The sequence below is a fragment of the Streptomyces muensis genome (assembly GCF_021474425.1).
Lineage (GTDB): Bacteria > Actinomycetota > Actinomycetes > Streptomycetales > Streptomycetaceae > Streptomyces > Streptomyces muensis.
In genome coordinates this window covers 90,780-104,697 of sequence record NZ_JAKEIP010000002.1, presented here as the reverse complement: position 1 = coordinate 104,697, position 13,918 = coordinate 90,780, and the positions used below count along the sequence as shown (strand labels likewise).

Here is a 13,918-nt window from a genome sequence, read left to right as displayed (position 1 = left end):
AAAACGGACGCCCGGGAACAGGCAGGTCGGTCAACACACCTATGGACGCGCCCCGTTGACCACTTAGGTAAGCCTTGCTTTACTGGCCACGGCCAACCCCTGCCCTGAGGAGGAACCCCATGCGGGTCGTCATGTTCGGCTACCAGACCTGGGGGCACCGCACCCTGCAAGCCCTCCTGGACTCCGAGCACGACGTGGTCCTGGTCGTGACGCACCCCAAGAGCGAGCACGCGTACGAGAAGATCTGGAGCGACTCGGTCGCCGACCTCGCCGAGGAGAACGGCGTCCCGGTCGTGATCCGCAACCGCCCTGACGACGACGAGCTGTTCGCGCGCCTGAAGGAGGCCGACCCGGACATCATCGTGGCCAACAACTGGCGTACGTGGATCCCCCCGCGCATCTTCGACCTGCCGCGCCACGGCACGCTGAACGTGCACGACTCGCTGCTGCCGAAGTACGCCGGCTTCTCCCCGCTGATCTGGGCGCTGATCAACGGCGAGCCCGAAGTGGGCGTCACCGCGCACATGATGAACGACGAGCTCGACGCCGGCGACATCGTGCGCCAGGAGGCGGTACCGGTCGGACCGACGGACACGGCCACCGGCCTCTTCCACAAGACCGTCGACCTCATCGCCCCGGTCACCATCGGCGCGCTCGGCCTCATCGCCGCCGGGCAGACCGAGTTCACCAAGCAGGACCGGTCGCAGGCGAGCTTTTTCCACAAGCGGTCCATCGAGGACAGCCGCATCGACTGGACCTGGCCGGCGGAAGACCTGGAGCGCCTGATCCGCGCCCAGTCCGAGCCGTACCCCAGCGCCTTCACCTTCCACAAGGGCAAGCGACTCGAGGTCCTGGCCGCGGTCGTCTCCGAAGGGCGTTACGGCGGCACACCCGGCCGTATCTTCTACCGCGAGGGCGACGGCGTGGTGATCGTCGCCGGAGCCGACGCCCGCAACGGCCGCAACCACGGCCTCGCCATCACACGCGTACGGACCGAGGACGGCCGGGAGTTGCCCGCGACCGAGTACTTCACCTCCATGGGCGGCTATCTGACCAACCACCCCTGACCCGTCGGCCCCACCGCGGTCCCGAGGGCCGGCCGGACGCCGCCGCCGCACGGATCCCAGTCCGCGCGGCGGCGGCGTCCACTGCGGGGTTGATGCCTGGGCAGAAGCTCACGGCACCCACGGGCCCCTGGTTTCTCAGCGAACCCTGTGGGGCCTACCGCCCGCGTTCCAGATGAGATCGCAGCGCGGGCACTGGATGGGGTCGCGGCCGTACCTCTTCACCTGGGCCTTGGTGACGATCATGATGGCGGGCCGCTTGAACCGGTGCGCGCACGACGGGCAGGTCAACATGCCATCCGTCGCACCGGCCCCCGGCGGCGACGCCACCTCGCCCTGCGACCACCTCGCTGCACGACGGCGGCGCACCACCAGGACGCCCACCACCAGCGCCAGACCGACCACCAGCCCAACGATCACCACGACCTTCACGCCGCACTCCTTGGCCTGCCCTCATTCTCGTGGACCGGAAGAACCTAGCCCGGCCCGCTCGGGACGGGTCCCGGGACGGCGGTGGGCGCGGCGGGCTGACAGCCGGCGCAGACGCCGGTGAGTTCGACGGTGTGGGCCACCGCCGCGAACCCGGAGTCGGCGGCGATCCGTCCGGCCCATTCCTCGACGACCTCGGAGTCCACGGCTCGGCTGAAGCCGCAGGCGCGGCAGATCAGATAGTGGCGGTGCCCGCTGTCGGGCCGCCACCTGTAGAGCCGTTCGGCTGCGCCGGGCTGGGCGACATCGACCGCGTCCGCGGCCTCCAGGTCCCGCAGCCCTCGGTACACGGTGGTCAGTCCGATCTGGATCCCGTCGGCGGTCATGCGCGCGTGGAGGTCTTGCGCGGAGACGAAGTCACGGCAGTTCGCCAGGGCTTCCAGTAGGGCCAACCGCTGCCGGGTCGGCCGCTGTTGGGTGGTTGGGATGCTCACATCAGGTTCCCCCGCACTGTGCCGGATCGCTTGCACTCTCGACCGTAGATGACAGTGAAAACCATGTCCATATGAACGATGCGTCATGCGTTACGCGTCACGCGTCGGCGATCGGGAATCCGTGAAGACCTCTATTGAAAACGATTGTCGATACGTCTAAGGTCGTATACGTCGTATACCTCGGACGTCACACCGTCCGGGGGCCGGAGCGTGATCAGGGGAAGAGAGCGACGCAGTGATAACTCGGCGTGGCGTACTGCGCGGTGTCACGGGGGCGGCGATGGGGATCGCCGCGGGTGGGGCGTTGGCCGCCTGTGGAGGCGGGGGCGAGGAACCCGCCGCCACGGAGGCGTCGGCCACCCCGCGCAAGGGCGGGAAGCTTCGGGCGGCGTTCATCGGGGGGAGCGCGGAGTCCACGGATCCCACGCTCGCCGCGAACGTCGGCATCGACTATGTGCGGGCCCGGCTCGTGTGGGACACGCTCGGAGAACTGGACGGCGGCAAGGCGGTGTGGCGGCTCGCGGAGTCCGTCGAGCCCAACGCCGACGCCACCAAGTGGACCGTACGGGTCAGACAGGGCGTGACCTTCAGCGACGGGCGTCAACTCACCGCCAAGGACGTGCTGTTCAGCCTCCGCACCCTGGTGGAGAAGCGCAGTCCGCAGGGCGGATTCATCACCCACCTCGACCTGAAGAACGCCCGGGCGAAGGACGCGCGGACCGTCGAACTGCCCCTCACCATGCCTGACGGGTTCTTCGACCTCGCCCTCGCGCACTCGATGTTCGTCTTTCCCGACGGCACCAAGGACCTGACCAAGGCGGTGGGCAGCGGGCCGTACACGCTGAAGAAATGGCAGGCGGGGCGCAGTGGCATCCTCGTGCCGCGCGCGGACTACTGGGACGGCGACAACGGGGGGCCGTACCTGGACGAGCTGGAGCTGGTGTCCGTCACGGACGCCGCCGCCCGGCTCAGCGGCCTGAAGTCCGGCCAGTTCGGTTACGCGGGCGGCCTCGGCCTCACCGCCGTCCGCACCGAACGCGGCAATGACGCGCTGCGGATCGAACTGCCGCCGAAGGACCTCTGGGTCGACCTCACCCTCACCATGAACCGCGGCCTGAAGCCGTTCACCGACGAACGCGTCGTACGGGCCGTGAAGCTGGCGCTCGACCGTGAGTCGCTGGTGCGGACGGTGACACTCGGTCAGGGCGAGGCCGGCAACGACCTGGTGGGCGCGCACCAGCCGTACTTCGACACCGGCATCGCGCAGACCGCGCACGACCCCGAGCAGGCCAAGAAACTGCTCTCCGAGGCCGGGGCGGATGGGCTGGCGGTCACCATCCGCACCAGCAACTACGACTACGGCACCGAGGAGAGCGCCGCCGCCGCCGTGCCGATGCTCGCGAAGGCCGGCATCAAGGCGAGCCTCGACAAGGTGCCTGCCGCCGACTACTACAGCGACTTCAAGACCATCCTCGGTACGCCGCTCCAGACCGCCGCCTACCACCCCAACCCGCTGCCCCTGATGATCCGTACGTACTACGGGTCCACGGCGCCCTTCCCGCTCACCGGGACCAAGGACGCGGCGCAGGCGGACCCGCTGATCGCGGCGATGAACCGCGCGACGGGCGAGAAGGAGCGCGCGGCGCGGGTGGCGGACGTACAGGAGTACCTGCACGAGCACGGTGGCGACGCGCTGTTCGCGCGGGTGCCGACGGTGTCGGGGGCGGCTGCGGCCACGCACGGGGTCAAGCCGCGCGGGTACGCCGACTATCCCAGCCGGGCGGTGGCGGCGCCACCGCCCGGCTGGGCCCTGGTGCGGAGGCCGCCCAGGTCGAGGGGTTGCGGGCCGAACTCGGCCTGGACCGGCCCGCGGTGATTCGGTACCTCGACTGGCTGGGGCATGTCGTGCGTGGCGATTTCGGCGTCAGTTATGCCAGTGGGCGGCCGGTGGCCGATGTCGTGGCCGACCGGTTCGGCAACTCGCTGGTGCTGGGGCTGGCGGCCCTGGCCGTGCTGGTGCCGCTCGCCGTCGGGCTCGGTCTGTGGACGGGTCTTCGAGCGGGGCGGCGCGGTGACCGGCTGGTCTCGGGGACGGCGCTGGGGTTGGCCGCCGTCCCGGAGTTCGTTACGGGGGCCGTGCTGATGTTGGTGTTCGCGGGCGGGCTCGGGTGGCTGCCCGCCGTCTCGCTGCTGGGCGCGGGGCAAGGGCCGCTGGACGAGCCGGCTGTGCTGGTGCTGCCCGTGCTCACCCTGGTGTCCGTGTGTCTTGCGCAGAACCTCCGGCTCGTGCGGGCCGGCGTCGCCGAGGCGGCCAGGTCCGAGGCGGTGGAGGCCGCGCGGCTCAACGGGGTGCCGGAGCGGCGGGTCGCCCTGCGGCTCGTGCTGCCCGCGGGGCTCGGGCCCGCCGTGCCGATGCTGGCCCGCTCGGCGACCTATCTGCTCGGCGGGGCGCTCGTCGCCGAGTCCCTGTTCGGGTATCCGGGCCTCGCCGCGCTCCTCGTCGACGCCACGGCCTCCAGGGACGTCCCCGTAGTACAGGCCGTCGCCCTGCTCGGCGCCGCGCTCGCGGTGACCGCCAACCTCGCCGCCGATCTCGCCGTACCGCTCCTCGACCCTGTGCAGAGGCACCCGCGATGACCATCACTCCCGTACAAGTGCTTCCGGACGCTGGTGACTTGACACCCGGCGGCCGAGGCGAGGAGCCGCCGCGGCGACGGCGGTGGCGTGGGCGGGCCGCCCTGGCCGTTCTCCTGCTGGTGTGTGCCGTGGCGCTGCTCGGGCCGTTGTTCGCGCCGCATGCCGTCACCGAGCCGGTGGACATCCCGTACGGGCCCGCGAGCGGTCGGGCGCCGCTGGGTACCGACGAGCTCGGGTCCGACGTGCTCAGCCGGCTGCTGTCCGGCGGACGCTCCCTGGTGCTGACCGGGCTCGCGGTGACCGCCGCGGTGTGCGCCCTGGGGGCGGTGGCGGGCATGGCGGCCGCGTACTTCCGGGGATGGACGGACACCGTCGTGCTCAGGCTCGCCGACGTCCTGCTGGGACTGCCCGCGTTCCTGCTGCTGAGCGTGGTGGTCGTGGCGACCGGGCGCGGGACGGCGGGTGTCGCGGTGGCGGCGGGGCTGGTGCTGTTGCCCGAAACGGTCCGGGTGGTGCGGGCGGCGACCCTGCGGATCCTCGGCCAGGACTATGTGGAGGTCGCCGTCGCGCGCGGGGAGCGTGCGGTGTCCGTGCTGGGGCGGGAGGTGCTGCCCAACCTCGCACCCGTGCTGGCCGCTGACGCGGGGATCCGCTTCCTGGGTGCGGTGACGGTCGTCGCCACGGCCTCCTTCCTCGGCTACGGGCCCCAACCGCCCGCCGCCGACTGGGGGTTGATGGTCATGGAGAACCGCGACGGCCTGACCCTGCAGCCGCTCGCCGTGCTCGCGCCGGTGCTGCTTCTGCTGCTCTTGCTGCTGGCCACGAACCTCCTGCTGGACGCGGCCTTCTCGGGGCCGCAGGGGCTGCAGGGGCCGCAGGCGAAGGCGGTCGGACGCCGTGAGCCGGTGACGGCTCCGGGCCTGCCCGGGCCAGCGGGTGCGCTGCTCGCCGTGCGGGCGCTGCGGGTCGAGGCCGAGGACGGGCGTGCCGTGCTGGACGCGGTGGACCTGGATCTCGGGCCCGGTGAACTCCTCGCCGTGGTGGGCGAGTCGGGCAGCGGCAAGTCCACGCTGGCCCGGGCCGTACTGGGGCATGTGGCGGCCGGCCTGCGGCATGCGGACGGTGAGGTGTGGCTCGACGGGCGGGGTGTGCTGCGGCTGGACGAGGGGGAGTTGCGGAAGCTGCGGGCGGCCGTGTGCGGATACGTCGCCCAGGATCCGCGTACCGCGCTCTCGCCGCACCTGCGTGTGGACGCCCAGATCACCGAGGTGCTGCGGGCCCGTCAGGTGCCGAAGGACCGGTGGCCCGAGGAGGTCGAGCGGGCGTTGGGGCTCGCGGGCCTGGGGCCCGAGTTCGTACGGCGCCGGCCGCACCGGTTGTCGGGCGGCCAGCGGCAGCGAGTGGCCCTGGCGGTCGCGCTCGCCGGCCGGCCGCGGCTGCTGGTGCTGGACGAACCGACCAGTGCGCTCGACACCGTCACGGCGGCGGCCTTCCTCGCCGACCTGACCCGGCTGCGGCGCGAGACCGGCGCGGCGGTCCTGCTGGTGTCGCACGACATGGGCGCGGTCGCCTCGGTGGCGGACCGGGTGGTGGTCGTGGAGAGCGGGAGGATCGTCGAACAGGGGTCGGCCGAGGGTGTGCTGAGTGCTCTGGTCCTCGGCTCTCCGGCGCCGGCGCCGGCCGAGGATGGTCCGTCGTCCGAGCCAGAGTCCGTGCCGCTGCTCGCCGCGACCGATGTCCGGCTGGTCCGTCCAGCACCTGTACTGGGCGGTGTGTCGCTGAGCCTGGGACCGGGCGACTGCCTGACCGTGGTCGGCCCCTCCGGCAGCGGAAAGACGACGCTGCTGCGCTGTCTGGCGGGGCTGGAGCGGCCGACGGACGGGGAGGTCCGCTTGGACGGCGAACAGTTGGCCCCGGGCGTGCGCGGCCGAAGCCGGCGACAGCTGTTGCGGGTGCAGCTCGTGCCCCAGGATCCGTACGGGTCACTCAACCCGCGGCACACGGTGGCCTCGGTGGTCGGTCGGCCGCTGCGGCTGCGGGGTGGGATGCCGATGGAGGCTCAACCACGCGAGGTGGAACGGCTGTTGAGCCTGGTGGGGCTGGACCCCGAACTCGCCGGTCGGCTGCCCCGAGCGCTGTCGGGCGGGCAGCGGCAGCGGGTCGCGCTGGCGCGGGCTCTCGCGGCGGGCCCCGACGTGCTGCTGTGCGACGAGGTGACCAGCGCCCTCGACCCGTCCGTCGCGGCCGGGATCACCGACCTGATCGCCCGGCTGCGGCGGGAACTCGGCCTCGCCGTCGTCATGGTGACCCACGACCTGTCGGTCGTCGCACGCCTCGGCGGACAGGTCGCCGTGCTCGACGGCGGACTGATCCGCGAGACGGGCCCGGCGGACCAGGTGCTGCGCCACCCGGAACACGAGGTGACGCGCGCCCTGGTCGCGGCCGTGCCACGACAGACGCGGCCCGCCGCGCCCGCCGCTGTGCCGAGCCCACCCGCCGCCGTCCCGAGACCGGCCGACGCGTCGACGGGGACCGGGAGCGAGGACGGATGACCGTGACTCTAGGGTGGCTGCATGCCGAGCACGACGACCGACAACAGCGGACAGCGGCCCCGTACCGCGCTGAACCGGGCGGTCGTCGTCACGACCGGGCGCCGGGTGGCACAGGCGGAGGGCCTGTCCGCGGTCACCCTGCGCCGGGTGGCGGCGGAGCTCGGCGTGACCGCCATGGCCCTGTACCGGCACGTCGGCGACAAGCGCGAGCTGCTCGTCGCGATGCTCGACGACGTGGCGGAGCAACTGGTCCTGCCGGATGGCTCGGGATCGGCGGAGGAGCGGCTGGTCCTGGCGTTCCGTGCGCTGCACAACCATCTGACGGCCGAGCCGTGGGTGGTGGAAGTGCTGCGGAGCGGCGAGCTGTTCGGGCCGCGCGCCGCACGGTTCGTCGAGCATGTGCTGGCGTTGCTGGCGGAGGCCGGGCTCGGGGACGAGCAGGCGGCGGACGCGTACTGGGCGCTGTGGTGGTACACCTTCGGCCATCTGTCGTATCTGCCCGCTCTACGGCCCGAGGGCCTCCCCGCCCGGCAGGAACTCATGACCAGGGTCCGCATGGACGAGCACCCCAGGCTGGCGGCGCTGCTGGCCCGGCCGCCGCGCGAGGGCGCGGAGACCGAGGCGTTCGTACGGGGTCTGAGGGCCCTGCTGCGGGGCCTGCTGTAACCACCGAACCTCTGTGATCCGCCCCGCGCGCGTGTGCGGCGGATCCCCCGGACTGCCCGCCGGAACAGGCTGCCGTCCGGCCTCTCGTATACGCCGTATACCCACGTGCTCTGCAGGGAGTTTCTGACCATGACCGAGGACATACGGAGCAGCGGGCGGGGAGGCGAGCCCGGCAACGGCTGGCTGCTCGCCGTGACCTCGCTCGCCGCGGTCCTGATGACGCTCGACATCACCGTCGTGAACGTCGCCCTACCCCAGATCGCCGCCGACCTCGACGCCGGGCTGACCGGCCTGCAGTGGGTGGTGAACGCCTACACCCTGGTCTTCGCCGCGCTGCTGCTGCCAGCCGGGGCACTGTCCGACCGGACGGGCCGCCGCCGCATGTTCGCCGCCGGGGTCGCGGTGTTCACCGCCGCGTCGGCCGGCTGCGGCGCCGCGCCCGGCGTCGGGACGCTGATCGCCTGCCGGGCGCTCCAGGGCCTGGGCGGGGCGCTGGTGATGTCCACCGCGCTCGCCCTCATCGCCGGGGCCTACGAAGGGCGGCGACGGCAGTCGGCGATCGGCATGTTCTCGGCGGCGGGCGGCGCCGCGGCCGCCCTCGGCCCACTGGTGGGCGGTGTGGTCGTCGAGGGCCTTGACTGGCGCTGGATCTTCTACATCAACCTTCCCGTCGGCCTGCTCATCCTGGCCTCGACCGCGCTGAAGGTGACCGAGGACCGAGGGCCGGACACTCCCTCGTCCGCGGGCCGGTTCGACCTCGTCGGGCTGCTGCTCGCCGCCGGTGCGCTCCTCGGCGTCAACTACGGCCTGGTGACCGGCCCCGAGAAGGGCTGGACGGACGCCTCCGCCCTGCTGCCGCTCGTGGGCGGGGTGCTGCTGGTGCCCGCCTTCGTGTGGTGGGAGGCCCGGCGCGGGGATACGGCCCTGTTCGACGTACGGCTGCTGCGCGTGCCGTCCTTCACCGGCGCGATCGTGCTCAGCTTCGTGTGCCGGGTGGTCAGCTTCGGCGTACTGCCGTTCCTGATCCTGTGGCTGTCGGGAATGCTCGGGCACAGCCCGCTGCAGACCGGGCTCCGGCTGCTCGCGATGACGGCGTTCATCATGCTGGTCGCCCCGTTCAGCGGGCTCTTCCTGAAGGTGCTGCCGATGCGGGGCGTGATGGCGCTCGGCACGGCGATCACGGCGGTCGGACTGCTCACCATGGCCCGGGTCGGCCCCGACGACTCCTGGCTGGTGATGCTGCCGGGGCTCGTCCTGCTCGGCATCGGCGGGGCCATCGCCTTCCCGCCGCTGATGGGGATAGCCGTCGGTGTCGTACCGCCGCAGCGCGCCGGGATGGCGTCCGGTATGACCAACACCTTCTTCCCGCTCGGCACCGCGACCGGCGTCGCCGTGTTCGGCGTGGTGTTCAGCGCGCGGATCGGCGCCGACCTGGACGACGCACGCCTCGCCGCGCTCAAGGTGCCCGCCGGGTCCCGGCAGGCGGTGCGGGACGCGGTGGAGGCAGGGCAGTTCGGGCAGTTGGAGCGGATGCTCCCGGCGCCGGCGCGTGAGCCGGTGCTCGATGCGGCCCGGGCCGGGTTCACCAGCGGACTCGCGCAGATCTGTGCGGCCGCCGCGGTGGTCAGCCTGTTCGCCGCCGTCACCTCCTGGGTGCTGATCCGCGAGAAGGACCAGCTGACCGCGAGTACGAAGGAGCCCGCGGATGCAACTGCCTGACACGGAGCCGCGGATGCCACTGCCTGACACGGCGTACGACGTCTACGGCGGCGCCGCCGAGTTCTACGACCTGCTCGCCGCCCCCGCCTGGGCGCGGCTCGGGCCGCTGCTGGACCGGGCGCTGGCCGGCGTGGACCCTGCCGACGGTCCGCTGCTCGACATCGGCGCGGGCACCGGCCTGTCCGCCGCGGCCGCCGTACAGGCCCTGCCCGAGGTGCGGGTCGTCGCGGTGGAGCCGTCCGCCGCGATGCGCGTCGCGCTCTCCACCCGGCTGGCCTGCACCCCCGGCCTTGCCGACCGAGTCACCGTGGTCGCGGGCACGCTGGACGACGCGGTGCTGCCGCCCCGCCTGTGCGCGAGCGTCGCGCTCGGCGTCGTAGGCCACCTCGATGCCGCCGGGCGCGCCGCGCTGTGGCGGCTGCTCGCCGAACGCCTCGCCCCCGGCGCCCCCGCCGTCGTCGACGTCCTGGACCGCACCGCACCCCCGACCCGTGCCCCGTTGCGGCTCGCGACTCGCCAGGTCGGGGCGCTGACGTACGAGTCGTGGAGCGAGGGCGCCGACGACGGCTGGACCCTCACCTACCGCGTCCGGCACGGCGACGCCCTCCTGCGTGCACACACGGTGCCGCTGCCCTGGTCCGGCATCGGCATAGACGCGCTCGCGCAAGAGGCGGCCGTTGCCGGACTCAACTGCACTCAACTGGCCCCGGATTTCGCGGTTCTGCGCACTGGGGCAAGCACCACCAACCGTCCCGTCCCCCAGGAGTTCTCATGACCGGCGCGGCTCTCGCGGACACGCGAGAGGACACCCCCGACAACAACCGCGACAACCCCGACACCCCCACACCGACCGCCGAACCCGAGGCCGCCGGGAAGCCGCCCGGCCTCGGTGACCTGCTGGCCCCCGTGCGCGGACGGCTCCTCGCCGCGGTAGTGCCCCAGGCCGCCGCCGCGGTCTGTTCGATGGTCCCGTTCATCGCGGTCGCCGAACTGGCCCGCGCCCTTCTCGCCTCCGGCGGCCCGGACGAGGGCCGCGCCTGGGCGGCGGCCTGGACGGCCGTGGCAGCTCTGGTGGCGCGGCTGGTGCTGTACGCCCTCGCGGGCGGCCTCACCCACCACGCGGACGCCGACCTCCAGCTCGGTCTGCGCCGACGCATCGCCCGCCACCTCGGGCGGCTGCCGCTCGGCTGGTTCACCGAGAACAGCTCCGGCGAGGTCAAGAAGGCCGCCGGGGACGACATATCCACGCTGCACCATCTGGTGGCGCACACCGCGCTGGAGGTCACCGCCGCCGTCGTGGCTCCGGTGACCGCCCTCGTCTATCTCCTCACCGTGGACTGGCGGCTCGCCCTCGTCGCGCTGCTGCCGCTGCTGCTCGGCTTCTGGTTCTTCAAGCAGGCCATGTCCGGCGGCGACGAGGTGACGGGCCGGTTCTTCGCCTCGATGGGGCGCGTCAACGCCGCCGTCGTGGAGTTCGTGCACGGCATCACCGTCGTCAAGGCGTACGGCCGCACCGCCCGCGCCCACCGCGCCTACGACGACGCGGCCGACGACTTCGCCGTCTTCTTCCGCGACTGGATCATGAGCACGACGCGGGCCAGCAGCGCCGCCGGCTTCGCCCTGTCGGGCCCGGCCGCCCTGCTCGTCGCGACCGCGGCGGGCACCCTCTTCGTCACCCAGGGCTGGGCCGACGCCGTCGACATCGTGCCGTTCGTGCTGCTCGGCCCGGCCCTCACCGGCTCCGTGATGGGACTCGCCCAGTCCGGGCACGCCGTCCAGGGCGGCATGGAGAGCGCCCGCCGCCTCCACGCCCTGCTGGCCACCCCGCCGCTGCCCGAGGCACCCGCACCCCAGCCCCTCGGACAGCCGGGCCTGGTCGAGCTGTCCGGCGTCCGCTTCGGCTACGACGACACCACCGAGGTCCTCGCCGGCATCGACCTGACCCTGCGGCCCGGCACGGTCACCGCCCTGGTGGGCGCGTCCGGCTCCGGGAAGTCCACCCTGGCCCGGCTCGTGCCCCGCTTCTGGGACGTCACCGCCGGATCGGTGCGGATCGGCGGCACCGACGTGCGCGAACTCGCCTCGGCCGAGCTGTACCGACAGGTGTCCTTCGTCTTCCAGGACCCCCACCTGCTGCGTACCACCGTCCGCGACAACATCCGGCTCGCCAGGCCCGACGCCGATGACACGGCGGTGGAGGCCGCCGCGCGCTCCGCGCGGATCCATGAGCGGATCCTGCGGCTGCCGCGCGGCTACGACTCCGTTGTCGGCGACGACGCCGTGCTCTCCGGCGGCGAGTCCCAACGCCTCGCCGTGGCCCGTGCGTTGCTCGCGGACGCGCCCGTCCTCGTCCTCGACGAGGCCACGTCCTTCGCCGACCCGGAGTCCGAGGCCGCCGTCCAGCAAGCCCTCTCCGCGCTGGCCGCCGGCCGCACCCTGCTGGTGATCGCCCACCGGCTCGCGACGGTGCGCGACGCCGACCACATCGTCGTCCTGGACGAGGGCCGCGTCTCTGAACAGGGCACTCACGACGAGCTGTTGAACCTCGGCGGCCGCTACGCCCGCATGTGGGCGCTGCAGAAGGGAGACGCGCGATGACCGCGCTGCTGATCCGCGTACTGGGCTGGGAGCAGACCGAGGGACTGCGCCGCGTCGCCGCCTGGGCGGTGCTCGCCGCCGTCCTCCAGGGCGTGGCGTACGCCCTGCTCGTCCCGCTCCTCACCCGCCTCCTCGGCGACACCCCGACCGACGCCTGGCCCTGGGGCGCCGCCCTCGCCGTGGCCACCGCCGCCTACGGGGCCACCGCGTTCACCGCGACCGTGCGCGGCAACCGGTTCAGCGCCGACCTCGGACGCACCCTCCACCACCGTGTCGGCGACCAGGTAGCCGGGCTGCCGCTCGGCTGGTTCGGCGGCGAACGCACCGGTGAGCTCGGGCAGTTGGCGGGCCAGGGCGTGGTGCAGGTGATGAACGCCGCGGCGAACCTGCTGCGCCCGCTGTGCAACGCCTTCGTCACCCCGGCCGTCGTCGTCCTCGCCACGTTCGCCTTCGACTGGCGGCTCGCGCTCGCCATGCTTGTGGCCACGCCGCTCGTCATCCTCGCCTACCGCTGGTCGGGGCGGCTGATGGCCAAGGTGGACCGGCAGTCGCACGCCGCCTCCGCCGAAACCGCCGGCCGGCTTGTGGAGTTCGCCCGCCACCAGCCCGCCCTGCGCGCCTTCGGCCGGACCGCCGAGGACCACGAACTCCTCGACGCCGCCCTGCGCGAGCAGCACGCACAGGCCCGCGCCTCCGTCCGTATCGGCGTCCCCGGCATCGCGGGCTTCGCGCTCGCCGTCCAGCTCTGCTTCACCGCCGTGCTGCTGCTCGGCACGGTGCTTGCGATCGACGGCTCGGTGCCCGCGGGCGAATTGATTGCGGTGCTCGTCCTCGCCGTCCGCTTCGTCGAACCCATGAGCTCGGCGGCCGAGTTGGGCGGCTCCCTGCGCATGGCACGCGGCACCCTGGAGCGGCTGGACCAGGTCTTCGCCGCCGAGCCGCTGCCGCAGCCGGCCGCCCCCGCATCGCCCCCGGAGGACGACGCATACGGCATCGAACTCGACGCCGTCCGCTTCGGCTACGGCGGTGGCGGTGGCGGTGGCCCCATCGTCCTCGACGGGCTTGACCTGCGGGTCCCTGCCGGGCGGACCGTGGCGCTGGTCGGCCCCTCCGGGTCCGGCAAGACCACGGTGACGCGGCTGATCGCCCGCTTCTGGGACGTCACCGGGGGCACGGTGCGGGTCGGCGGCACCGACGTGCGCGATCTGACCACCGAGCAGCTGATGTCCCGGCTCGCCATCGTCTTCCAGGACGTGTACCTCTTCGCGGGCTCCATCGAGGACAACATCCGCGCCGGCCGCGAGGACGCCACCGACGAGGAGGTGCGGGCCGCCGGCCGGCTCGCCCGCGTCGACGAGATCGCCGAGCGGCTGCCCGACGGCTGGGCCTCCCGCGTCGGCGAGGGCGGCGCGGCCCTGTCCGGTGGCGAACGGCAGCGCATCTCCGTCGCCCGCGCCCTGCTCAAGCAGGCCCCGGTCGTGCTGCTGGACGAGGCGACCTCGGCGCTGGACGCGGAGAACGAGGCGGCGGTGCAGCAGGCGTTGGCCGCCCTCACCGCCGACCGCACGGTCCTGGTCGTCGCCCACCGCCTCGACACCATCCGCGGCGCCGACCTCATCGTCTTCCTGGAGGGCGGCCGGATCGTGGAACGGGGTACGCACGAGGAACTGCGCGAACTCGGCGGACGGTACGCGGAGTTCTGGGCCGAGCGGGAACGTGCCGGAGGCTGGAGGCTGACGGCGCGTACCTGAGACAAGAA

General features: G+C 72.9%; 11 protein-coding genes. 9 read left to right on the top strand and 2 right to left on the bottom strand.

The genetic code is table 11. The annotated features are described in order from the left end of the window. Positions 1 to 119: 119 nt before the first annotated feature. On the top strand, positions 120 to 1,067 hold the full coding sequence (locus tag L0P92_RS01030; protein ID WP_234760444.1) for a methionyl-tRNA formyltransferase: 948 nt from the start codon (positions 120 to 122) through the stop codon (positions 1,065 to 1,067). A gap of 135 nt (positions 1,068 to 1,202) precedes the next feature. Here the strand turns inward: L0P92_RS01030 and L0P92_RS01025 are convergent, their stop codons facing one another. Together L0P92_RS01025 and L0P92_RS01020 are read right to left on the bottom strand one after the other, a co-directional pair. Next, positions 1,203 to 1,496 (bottom strand): hypothetical protein, encoded by a 294-nt coding sequence (locus tag L0P92_RS01025; protein WP_234760443.1) that lies wholly within the window; start codon positions 1,494 to 1,496, stop codon positions 1,203 to 1,205. A 44-nt stretch (positions 1,497 to 1,540) separates the two neighbouring features. After that, on the bottom strand, positions 1,541 to 1,987 hold the full coding sequence (locus L0P92_RS01020) for a Fur family transcriptional regulator (RefSeq protein WP_234760442.1): 447 nt from the start codon (positions 1,985 to 1,987) through the stop codon (positions 1,541 to 1,543). Positions 1,988 to 2,222: 235 nt separating this feature from the next. Between L0P92_RS01020 and L0P92_RS01015 the strand changes: the two genes are divergently transcribed. The 8 genes from L0P92_RS01015 (at position 2,223) to L0P92_RS00980 (ending at position 13,910) form a co-directional block, all read left to right on the top strand. After that, on the top strand, positions 2,223 to 3,863 hold the full coding sequence (locus tag L0P92_RS01015; RefSeq protein ID WP_234760441.1) for an ABC transporter substrate-binding protein: 1,641 nt from the start codon (positions 2,223 to 2,225) through the stop codon (positions 3,861 to 3,863). Next, positions 3,827 to 4,624: an ABC transporter permease gene (locus L0P92_RS01010; protein WP_234760440.1), complete on the top strand. Its 798-nt coding sequence runs from the start codon at positions 3,827 to 3,829 to the stop codon at positions 4,622 to 4,624. Before L0P92_RS01015 ends, L0P92_RS01010 begins: the two co-directional genes overlap by 37 nt. Before the next feature lie 38 nt (positions 4,625 to 4,662). Continuing rightward, the gene (locus L0P92_RS01005; protein WP_234760439.1) at positions 4,663 to 7,176 is read left to right on the top strand and encodes an ABC transporter ATP-binding protein/permease; all 2,514 of its coding nucleotides are present in this window, start codon (positions 4,663 to 4,665) and stop codon (positions 7,174 to 7,176) included. A gap of 21 nt (positions 7,177 to 7,197) precedes the next feature. Then, the gene (locus L0P92_RS01000; RefSeq protein WP_234760438.1) at positions 7,198 to 7,842 is read left to right on the top strand and encodes a TetR/AcrR family transcriptional regulator; all 645 of its coding nucleotides are present in this window, start codon (positions 7,198 to 7,200) and stop codon (positions 7,840 to 7,842) included. Between the two features lie 129 nt (positions 7,843 to 7,971). Next, a complete protein-coding gene (locus tag L0P92_RS00995; protein WP_234760437.1) occupies positions 7,972 to 9,561 on the top strand; it encodes an MFS transporter in 1,590 nt (529 codons plus the stop codon). A 13-nt stretch (positions 9,562 to 9,574) separates the two neighbouring features. Continuing rightward, the gene (locus L0P92_RS00990; RefSeq protein ID WP_234760436.1) at positions 9,575 to 10,336 is read left to right on the top strand and encodes a class I SAM-dependent methyltransferase; all 762 of its coding nucleotides are present in this window, start codon (positions 9,575 to 9,577) and stop codon (positions 10,334 to 10,336) included. Next, complete coding sequence (locus L0P92_RS00985; RefSeq protein ID WP_234760435.1) at positions 10,333 to 12,159, top strand: ABC transporter ATP-binding protein; 1,827 nt, start codon at positions 10,333 to 10,335, stop codon at positions 12,157 to 12,159. The genes L0P92_RS00990 and L0P92_RS00985 overlap by 4 nt, the downstream gene beginning before the upstream one ends. After that, positions 12,156 to 13,910 carry an ABC transporter ATP-binding protein gene (locus L0P92_RS00980; RefSeq protein WP_234760434.1) on the top strand — a complete coding sequence of 585 codons (1,755 nt, stop codon included), beginning with the start codon at positions 12,156 to 12,158 and terminating at the stop codon, positions 13,908 to 13,910. Before L0P92_RS00985 ends, L0P92_RS00980 begins: the two co-directional genes overlap by 4 nt. Positions 13,911 to 13,918 lie beyond the last annotated feature (8 nt).

Excerpts from the sequence above, each read along its gene's own strand:
- L0P92_RS01030 (WP_234760444.1), top strand. The coding sequence starts at position 120 with ATGCGGGTCGTCATGTTCGGCTACCAGACCTGGGGGCACCGCACCCTG.
- L0P92_RS01000 (WP_234760438.1), top strand. The coding sequence starts at position 7,198 with ATGCCGAGCACGACGACCGACAACAGCGGACAGCGGCCCCGTACCGCG.
- L0P92_RS00995 (WP_234760437.1), top strand. The coding sequence starts at position 7,972 with ATGACCGAGGACATACGGAGCAGCGGGCGGGGAGGCGAGCCCGGCAAC.
- L0P92_RS00990 (WP_234760436.1), top strand. The coding sequence starts at position 9,575 with ATGCCACTGCCTGACACGGCGTACGACGTCTACGGCGGCGCCGCCGAG.
- L0P92_RS00985 (WP_234760435.1), top strand. The coding sequence starts at position 10,333 with ATGACCGGCGCGGCTCTCGCGGACACGCGAGAGGACACCCCCGACAAC.
- L0P92_RS00980 (WP_234760434.1), top strand. The coding sequence starts at position 12,156 with ATGACCGCGCTGCTGATCCGCGTACTGGGCTGGGAGCAGACCGAGGGA.